Below are 8,405 nucleotides of genomic sequence, written 5' to 3' on the forward strand. Positions count from 1 at the left end.
ATTCACTTATTAGATGAAATGCAATAAGCAGCTTAAATACAGTAACTATGTGGCTTTCAGCCACTTTCACGGCACAGTTGTGAATAATTCAGGTTTATTTTTGAAAGTTCCCTCTTAGCATCCCAACCAATCGCTAATCGGTTTGCTTCATCTTTCTTTAACCGCTGATAGTCCTTAATAATATAGAGCTTAAATTCTGGGGAAATCCACGACGCAAACTCAAAGGCTATATCTGTATGGGCATATGTACCTCCATATCGTCCTGATTTTGATATAATACCGATTGCGTCTGTTGCTCTTATCCACTGTTGCGGTGTCAATGTAAATGCATTATCTCCAACTACTTCCTTTAACACAGATTATCCCTTATATGACAGCATATACAGCAGGCACTCTTGCAGCAATTTTTCTGGATTGTGTTCCAATTCTATTATCGCTTTTATCTCTGCTTTAGCCTTATACGGAATGTTGTTATTATTCTCGATAATCCTTTTTAAGACTTCCTTTACCGCTTTTTCATCTAAATTACCAGTCATTTACACATACCCTCCCTCCCCATCACATCACAACCGACAAACCATGATGTATTCTTCTTCATTTTCGTCAATGACTTCAAAACCTACTTTCTGATACATACGAACTGCATAATTTACCTTCTGTACAGAAAGAGACGTCCGCTTATAGCCTTTATTCTTTAAAAATTCAAGCATATCTCTCATAAGTGCTGTACCAATGCCCATATTCCTATATTGCTCATACAGTGAAATAGCAAATGAGGGCGTTTCATCATCAATATGCCCATAATCATTCATAATACGAACCCATACTGCGCCTACAATCTTCTCTTTTATTTCCACAACGAAACACCAATCATCCGCTTTTCCAAAATCCTTAATATATACTTGCAGCTCTGGCCGTTCGATAATAGATTTTGGCGGCTTGTCCATGCCCTCTGGAATAAAAATTGCTTCGTACAGAAAATCAGATAATATTGGATATTCATTTTTTCTAATTTCTCGAATTTTATAATCCATGTTTCCCTGAAAAATGAAAATGTATATCGTGTCAGCCTTGGTTCCGATGAAAATGGTAATATCATCAGGATCAATAACGCATTGGAAGCAATCCCGCAAAAACTGGCGGAAGCAGAGCGTAAGCTTGAGACGGTGCAGGGACAGCTGAAAAATGCGATGGAAGAGGTGAAAAAAACATTCCCGAAAGAGGAAGAACTGAATCAGAAATTGGAGCGTCTGTCGGAACTGAATGCCTTGTTGAACATGGATGAAAAGGAAGCTGTGATGGAAGGGGAAGAAGAGCAGGACGAACCTGAAAAAGAAAAATGTTCGATTCATGATAAAATCAGTGCATATAAAAAGAGTACTCAACTGGAAAATACTGAAGACAGAATCGGGATATCAAGCGAGATTTGTATTGGCTAAATAATGGTATGCAAGAGAATGAAAATAATGTAAAATAAAGGCAGGTTTTGAAAAAATAAAAAATGAATGTATCAGCTTGACGTGCCAAATTTGTATTTCAAGTTGAGTAAGGAGATTATATGGCTGATCAAATGACAAATGAAGTGATAGACCAGGGAACTGCGGAAACACAGATGGTAGAAGTTGTACAGCCTGCTATTGAAAAACTAATTTATGTCATCCGTGACAAACAGGTTATGATAGATAGTGATCTTGCAATGCTTTATCATGTGGAGACCAAGCGGTTGAATGAGGCTGTAAAAAGAAATATCGCCCGGTTTCCAGAAGAATTCCGGTTTCAACTGACAGAAAAAGAAACAGAGAGTTTGAGGTCGCAAATTGCGACCTCAATGAAAAGTAACGGAGACAATGAGAAAAAAGGCGGAAGAAGATATCTGCCATATGCCTTTACAGAGCAGGGAATTGCTATGCTTTCTGCAGTACTAAGAAGTGACGTAGCTATTCAGGTCAGTATTAATATCATGAATGCTTTTGTAGAGATGAGGCGTTTTATTGCCAATAATTCTCTGCTTTTTGAGCGTATCAGTAATGTTGAATTAAAACAGTTGGAATACCAGAAAAAAACTGATGAAAAGCTTGAGCAGATATTTGAGTACATAGCTGATCATGAGGAGTCAAATCAAAAGGTATTTTTTGATGGGCAAATATATGATGCTTTCAGCTTGATAGTAAGCCTGATTCAAAAAGCAGAAAAAGAAATTACTTTAATTGACGGCTATGTCGATGTAGGAACACTGAACCTGCTTTCAAAGAAAAAAGATAATGTAGCCGTTACAGTATATACTCTAAAAAGGACAAAGCTGTCAAAAACGGATGTTGATAATTTTAATATGCAGTATCCAACATTGGATGTGAAATACACGAACGTATTTCATGACCGCTTTTTGATCCTTGACAGAAAAACAGCGTATCATGTAGGAGCGTCGCTAAAGGATGCTGGAAAGAAATGCTTTGGCATTAATCTGATTGAAGATGCCGGTATTATAAGGGATATTTTGCAGAGGTTGGAATTAGAAACGGAAGAATAGAAGGGAGATGGTTTTTGTTGTCCCGGAAGAACCATAAAATGATTGATGGTAAACTTCTTCAGACGGATAAGAAGTATTCTCATTTAAAACTGAAACAAAAGGAAAAAATAGCTGAATGGATGTATCTGGAGACAAAAGCATATTATGAGAAAAACTATACATTTCCCGGGGATAAGCAAATTGGGGACGTTATCTCAAAAGTATATGAGCGGATCACCGATGCAGACATATGGATTCCTTATGGCGAAGTTGTAAAACATTATAAGAAAAAGAGGGCTGATATTAACAAACGAGTGAGACGGTCCCTTAACCAGCATGAGGAAAAGAAAACGGAAACAGTTTGCTTCATGAATCTATGTATGGTGCAAGATGGAAAAGGAAATGTACTTGCATTGGATAAAGTAAATGACAGTTATACCGGAACAACGTTTCCGGGTGGGCATGTGGAAAATGGCGAGATCTTTACAAAGGCTGTCATCCGTGAAGTTTACGAGGAGACGGGACTTACGATTGAGAACCCTCTGTTCTGTGGCGTATATCATTGGAATAAATCAGGTACGCATCATGTGATTTTCCTGTATAAAGCAGTTCAGTATTCAGGAATATTACATAGTTCTGGGGAAGGAAGTGTTTACTGGATTCCGATGGAAGAGTTTAAAGAAAAGGAACTTGCCACTGGGATGGAATATGTTCTGCAGATGATAGAGTCTGCACAGATGAATGAGTGCTATATGCATCTGGAAGATGGAAAATATGTAGGAACTTTATATTAAGTTATGGCGTTTACCGGCAGTGAAATACCTGCCGGTTTTTTCATGCCCGGAAGGAGGTGCTGTGTGAGAAAAATAGAAAATATGATGCTGACTGTGTTTCTGGTTGTTTCGGTGATATGTGGAAAATATCTCTTGGATTACTGGCAGGATTCTTATGATAACAGACAGAACTACCGGCAGGTGGAAGAGATAGCGTTTCCGGAAAAGGATACAGAGGATTATGATATAGAATCCAATGCGGATAACCCAATGACAGAAATAGATGACTTTGATTATCAGGCATTGCTGGATGAAAATGCAGACAGCATCGGGTGGCTGAAGATTGATGTAACCGATATCAGTTATCCGGTCGTGCAGGGAAAAGACAATGAGTTTTATCTGCACCATGATTTTCAAAAGAACTATGCTATCTGTGGAACACTGATGTTGGATTGCCGCAATGATATTGATGCCAGGCAGGAACATTTGATTATTTATGGTCACCAAATGAAAGATGGCAGTATGTTCAAGCAATTAAATGGGTATAAAAAAGAAGAGTATTACCGTGAGCATGAGGAAATCACGTTATTCTTGAAAAACCGGAAATACCAGTATGAAGTAGCTGCCGTGTATGTGACAAATGTGGCACAAAGCGGTGGTTATTATGATTTTTTACACAAAGATACACGAAAACAACAGATGGATTATTTACAGCAGATGGCAGCTTATCAGCTTTATCCGACGGGTGTTACCGTCAGAGAGGAGGATGAGCTGCTTTCTTTATCTACCTGTGAATATTCCAGCCCAAACGGCAGGCTGATTGTACTTGCCAGAAGAATTGGACGATAGGGAGGAAATGCGTATGGCAATGAACAGGATTGTGACAATGGCAGAAAAAGAAGTTCGGGACTATGCCCAGAGACAGATGGAGCGGGCAGAACAGCGGGAAAACATTGTGCTTACAGAGGAACAGATTTTGGAGTATGCTGCTATGACCGGAGATGATTATCATATCAGGAAAATAGTCAGAGACCTGGCAGACGCTGTCCGTTCCTCGGATTTGGAGAAGGTGGATGAAATCCTGGGGGATGCCAAAGAGGAAATTGACGGATTCCCGGATCGTTCCGTAGGAATGGCAGAGCTAAAGGGATATGGCTATACCGCAGATGACATGTTCCCTCTTCGTCAGGAGATGGCACTGGAGCTTCATCGTGTCGGGGAAAAGGTGTACTGCCTGCAGTCAGATGGTTCCCATGGGGACTATGCCAGTAGGGAGATGATATTGGAGCATGAAGGTCTCTATGGAATTGAAAAAGATGCGTGGCAGCGTATGCAGGAGCAGGAGGAAGAAATAGATTTTGAGGAAGCTGGATTGTATCAGCCTCCAATGACAGATCTTGATAGAGATGAAGCATTAAGGATGTTTGATGCGGGGGAGACAGTATTTCTAGTTACCACTTATCAAAGACCGATTGCGGTGCGGGAACGAATGGAGATTGAAAGAGGACCGGAGCATTATCAGATGGAGAGAGAGGAGGTGGAACGGATCAGGGCGTTGGAAAAACGGATGCAGGAGTATCCACAGATAAAGTCGCTGAAAGAGGCAAAACTTCTTCTGGGTACAGAAAACAGGTATGGAATATACCAGATCGTTGAGGGCAGCCCCGGCAGAGAATATGAATTTATGGATCTGAATTTTATTGAAAGGCATGGATATCAGGTGAGAAAAGAGGACTATGAGCTAATCTATTTCGATAAAATGCTTTATGGCGATACGTTGGATTCTCTGTATGAGAAATTCAATATTGCCCATCCGGCAGATTATACCGGGCATTCCTTATCGGTAAGTGATATTGTAGTCCTCAATGAAAATGGAAATGTAAAAGCATATTTTGTAGACAGTATCAGCTTCCGTGAATTGCCGGATTTCCTGCAATTAGAGCCGGAACTGAACCAGGAAGAAGTGGCTTACCGGATTGGGGATCAATACTTTTCGATTCAGATGGCAACGGAGGGATATGATTATTCCTTTTATGATAAGGAGTATAAGCTCATGGACGGAGGCATTTTATATGTTCCTGATATTTCTATGGGACAGGCTATTCAGAGTATTTTAGAAGATGAAGGGCTGGAGCAGTTAGAACGGATACCGGTAGATTATGATGAACTTCAGGAAAAAGCGGAAGAAGTAGAGGCAGAGATCCTTCAGGAAGCAAGAAGTCAGGGAAAACGGGTGCCGGTTATTTCGGATCATACGGAAGCGGAATCAGGATTAAATGGAATGAGCCAGTCAGAAATCGAAGAGACTGTATGGGCGATTGCACAGGCAGAGATTATGGAAAACGATCTGGATGCCAGGATACAGGCTGTGCGTGTGTATGGAAGCCGAACAAGGGATGGGCTATATCATGAGGATTCGGATTTGGATGTGGTAATTGCTTATGAGGGAACTGTCCGTGAGGATGATTTATTTTCCGTGTTGAATGAAGCTGGGTATAAGGTCGGAAATATGAAAGTGGATATGAACCAGATCAGACCGGACAAAACTGGTACGTTAGAAGAGTTCCTTGAAAAATCCGAACGGTATCTGGATGAAAAAACGGAGCAGATGGAAATCAGTGGTGAGTATAAGCCATTGGCGAAAGTAGAAGAGTTGGAAGAGGCAAACTATAATATGATCGATAACGTCCTGAATAATATGCCACCGAAAAAAGAGCCATATCTGGAATACTATGCTGCAGAATGTGATGAATACCATAGCCTTGGCAAAATTGATAAGAGTACCAATCTGGATGAGATACTAGCAAAATACCGGGAAATCATTGATGACCCTACGTTAAGTTACTATGGAAACGGCATGGGCATTATTTACCGTGACCCGAATGATACATTTTATGATGAGGCGGAAGTATCCTTGGTAAACCGGAAAACAATCCGGGGAGACAGCCTGGATGATGTGGCATTTCTGGCAGCACTTCCAATGGTAAATGAGGCATTGGAAAAGATCGTAGAAGCATTTCCGGATTTTCGCTATTATCCCCCGAAGGAATTGAATGTCCATTATTATCCGGAGAAAATGACTGCGGATGAACTGGCGGCGGCACTGGATCAATTAGCGGAAGACTTTGACTTTTATGATTATCACGACAATTTCAGCCCGGAGGAAGATATGGTGGAAACTGTCGCATTGGAATTAAGATGTGGTTATGCCCATAAGTACATTCCGTTCTTGAAAGATATTGTAGATGAGGAATGTGAAGAGTCTTTACGGGCAGAAGAACTTCTGGAGAAACTGAAAGCTTACCAGCCGGAGATACCGGAGACAGCAGTACCGGTTGTCCGCATCAATTTCTGTGAGGATAAGGAAATGAACATTTCCGGTTATCAGAAGCGGGGAAGCCTGGATGAAATAACAGCCAAAATGGATACAGATCTGGCTTCAAAAGTAGATCCAAGTACAGGAATGCCGGAGAAAACTGTACAGATGTACTTTACAATTTACTACCCGGATCGTGACCAGATGAAGGAACTAAAAGGAAAAATCAATATCGGGGATGGAAACGGCGGTATTGTGAGCCAGTTAAAGAACCAGAATGAAATGAAGCTGCATGACGAAAGCTGGCTGAATTACCAAAAGGGTAAGGGAGAAGAATCTTTTCAGGCATATATAGCAGATCTTACGGATATGCAGGAGCATGTACTGCCGTATTTGCAGAGTTTCTGCAGTTTGGAAGAGAAGGCACCAGAAAAAGTTGAAGGAGCAGTTCAATTATCGGTGGATGGAGAAAAGAAGTTGGTTGAAAGAACAGTATCTGATAAGGGCGCCCTAAAACAGGGCTCCCTTATAGAGAGCAAAAAAACAATGGAGAAAAAGGAAAAGAAATCTATTCATGAGCGGTTGAAAATCAATAAGGAGATTATTGCGAAAAAGCAGGGAAAAGATAGCAAAGAGAAAGGGGTTGAGCTTGCATGAAATAATTATGGTTTGATACATGTATTGGCACAAAGATGTGATACAGAGAGATTGCCTTTTATGAGGTGGTCTCTCTTTTTTTTGTTTAAAATGTCGCCTGGTATGCGACCAAGAAAAGATATTGGATTGATAAATTTGTATATAGAGAACATTTGTTATGCAAATGTATTCGATGATGGATGCGCCATTACGATGAATGAAAATAGCTGTGAAAAAGTCAAATTTGGTTTATAATGAGAACATGAAATAGTAAGGCAGGTGTAAAGTATATGGCAAACAAAGAATTGATTGAAGAAGTTGGAAAGTACATAGACAAATACTACGAGCCAGGGACAGATGATATTAAAATGGATGAAGAAATGAAGTCCATCTTTGATAAAATAACAAGCTTCCGGAAAAAGAGAAAGGAACAGAAGAAGCAGGAAGCACCTGCTGACTATGAGACAGATATGTCTGCTCCAGCGGAATTTGACATGGGCAGCATGAAAAAAACGAAGATTACCAAAGAAATGTCGCAGACAATGGCGACAAACCGGAACATAGATGATCTGATGAACCAGATGGAAGAGACTTTTTCAGAACGTCTTCTTCGTATGATTGATGAGAGGGGATTGACAGATTCTGAAGTATATACAAAAGCATATGTTGACCGGAGACATTTTTCAAAGATCCGGAAAGATATCAACTACGCACCAAATAAGAAAACAGTGCTGGCTTTTACAATAGCATTGGAGTTATCCCTGGATGAAGCAAAGGATTTGCTCCGTAGTGCCGGGTTTGCATTATCCAGAAGTTCCAAAACGGATATTATAGTGGCATATTTTTTGCAGAATAAAATCTATGATATGTTTGAGATCAATGATGTATTGTATGCTTATGGGCAACCGGTATTTGGTTAAGTGAAAAGGAAAGGCGAAATTTCAATGTCGCCTGGTATGCGACCAACTCAGTTGGTTCTGTATATAAAATGTGATTATAAACGATTGAGTCCAGCTAATAAATGTCAATAGGTAAATGAAAAATATTTTTCTTCTAAAAAAGGGCAGACTTTCCCCTTGGTGAAAATATCATTTTTCAAAAAGATATTGATTCGTTGGATTTGCAGTGTTTTATGCAGCTATGTCGCATTTAGCAGCATTGTATTGTTTGATAT

8 protein-coding genes and 1 pseudogene are annotated in these 8,405 nt (G+C 40.1%); 6 read left to right on the forward strand and 3 right to left on the reverse strand.

The features are described from left to right. Positions 1-92: 92 nt before the first annotated feature. From NFR99_RS13890 to NFR99_RS13900, 3 genes and pseudogenes are all read right to left on the reverse strand, one after another. Positions 93-338: pseudogene (locus NFR99_RS13890) on the reverse strand (KilA-N domain-containing protein); the annotation flags it as partial. A gap of 21 nt (positions 339-359) precedes the next feature. Next, on the reverse strand, positions 360-536 hold the full coding sequence (locus NFR99_RS13895; RefSeq protein ID WP_199735779.1) for a hypothetical protein: 177 nt from the start codon (positions 534-536) through the stop codon (positions 360-362). A gap of 27 nt (positions 537-563) precedes the next feature. Beyond that, the gene (locus tag NFR99_RS13900; RefSeq protein WP_120487278.1) at positions 564-1,034 is read right to left on the reverse strand and encodes a GNAT family N-acetyltransferase; all 471 of its coding nucleotides are present in this window, start codon (positions 1,032-1,034) and stop codon (positions 564-566) included. Positions 1,035-1,115: 81 nt separating this feature from the next. Here NFR99_RS13900 and NFR99_RS13905 point away from each other — a divergent pair, with 81 nt between their 5' ends. From NFR99_RS13905 to NFR99_RS13930, 6 genes are all read left to right on the forward strand, one after another. Continuing rightward, positions 1,116-1,439 (forward strand): hypothetical protein, encoded by a 324-nt coding sequence (locus NFR99_RS13905; protein WP_251353949.1) that lies wholly within the window; start codon positions 1,116-1,118, stop codon positions 1,437-1,439. A 119-nt stretch (positions 1,440-1,558) separates the two neighbouring features. Continuing rightward, complete coding sequence (locus tag NFR99_RS13910) at positions 1,559-2,527, forward strand: ORF6N domain-containing protein (RefSeq protein ID WP_120487276.1); 969 nt, start codon at positions 1,559-1,561, stop codon at positions 2,525-2,527. A gap of 38 nt (positions 2,528-2,565) precedes the next feature. Continuing rightward, the gene (locus NFR99_RS13915; RefSeq protein WP_251353950.1) at positions 2,566-3,300 is read left to right on the forward strand and encodes an 8-oxo-dGTP diphosphatase; all 735 of its coding nucleotides are present in this window, start codon (positions 2,566-2,568) and stop codon (positions 3,298-3,300) included. A 63-nt stretch (positions 3,301-3,363) separates the two neighbouring features. Further along, complete coding sequence (gene srtB, locus NFR99_RS13920) at positions 3,364-4,128, forward strand: class B sortase (protein WP_251353951.1); 765 nt, start codon at positions 3,364-3,366, stop codon at positions 4,126-4,128. A gap of 13 nt (positions 4,129-4,141) precedes the next feature. Further along, on the forward strand, positions 4,142-7,252 hold the full coding sequence (locus NFR99_RS13925; protein WP_251353952.1) for a YodL domain-containing protein: 3,111 nt from the start codon (positions 4,142-4,144) through the stop codon (positions 7,250-7,252). Between the two features lie 269 nt (positions 7,253-7,521). Next, a complete protein-coding gene (locus NFR99_RS13930) occupies positions 7,522-8,151 on the forward strand; it encodes a helix-turn-helix domain-containing protein (RefSeq protein WP_251353953.1) in 630 nt (209 codons plus the stop codon). Positions 8,152-8,405: the final 254 nt, after the last annotated feature.

The organism is Hominisplanchenecus murintestinalis (assembly GCF_943193015.1).
Taxonomy (GTDB): Bacteria; Bacillota; Clostridia; order Lachnospirales; family Lachnospiraceae; genus Hominisplanchenecus_A; species Hominisplanchenecus_A murintestinalis.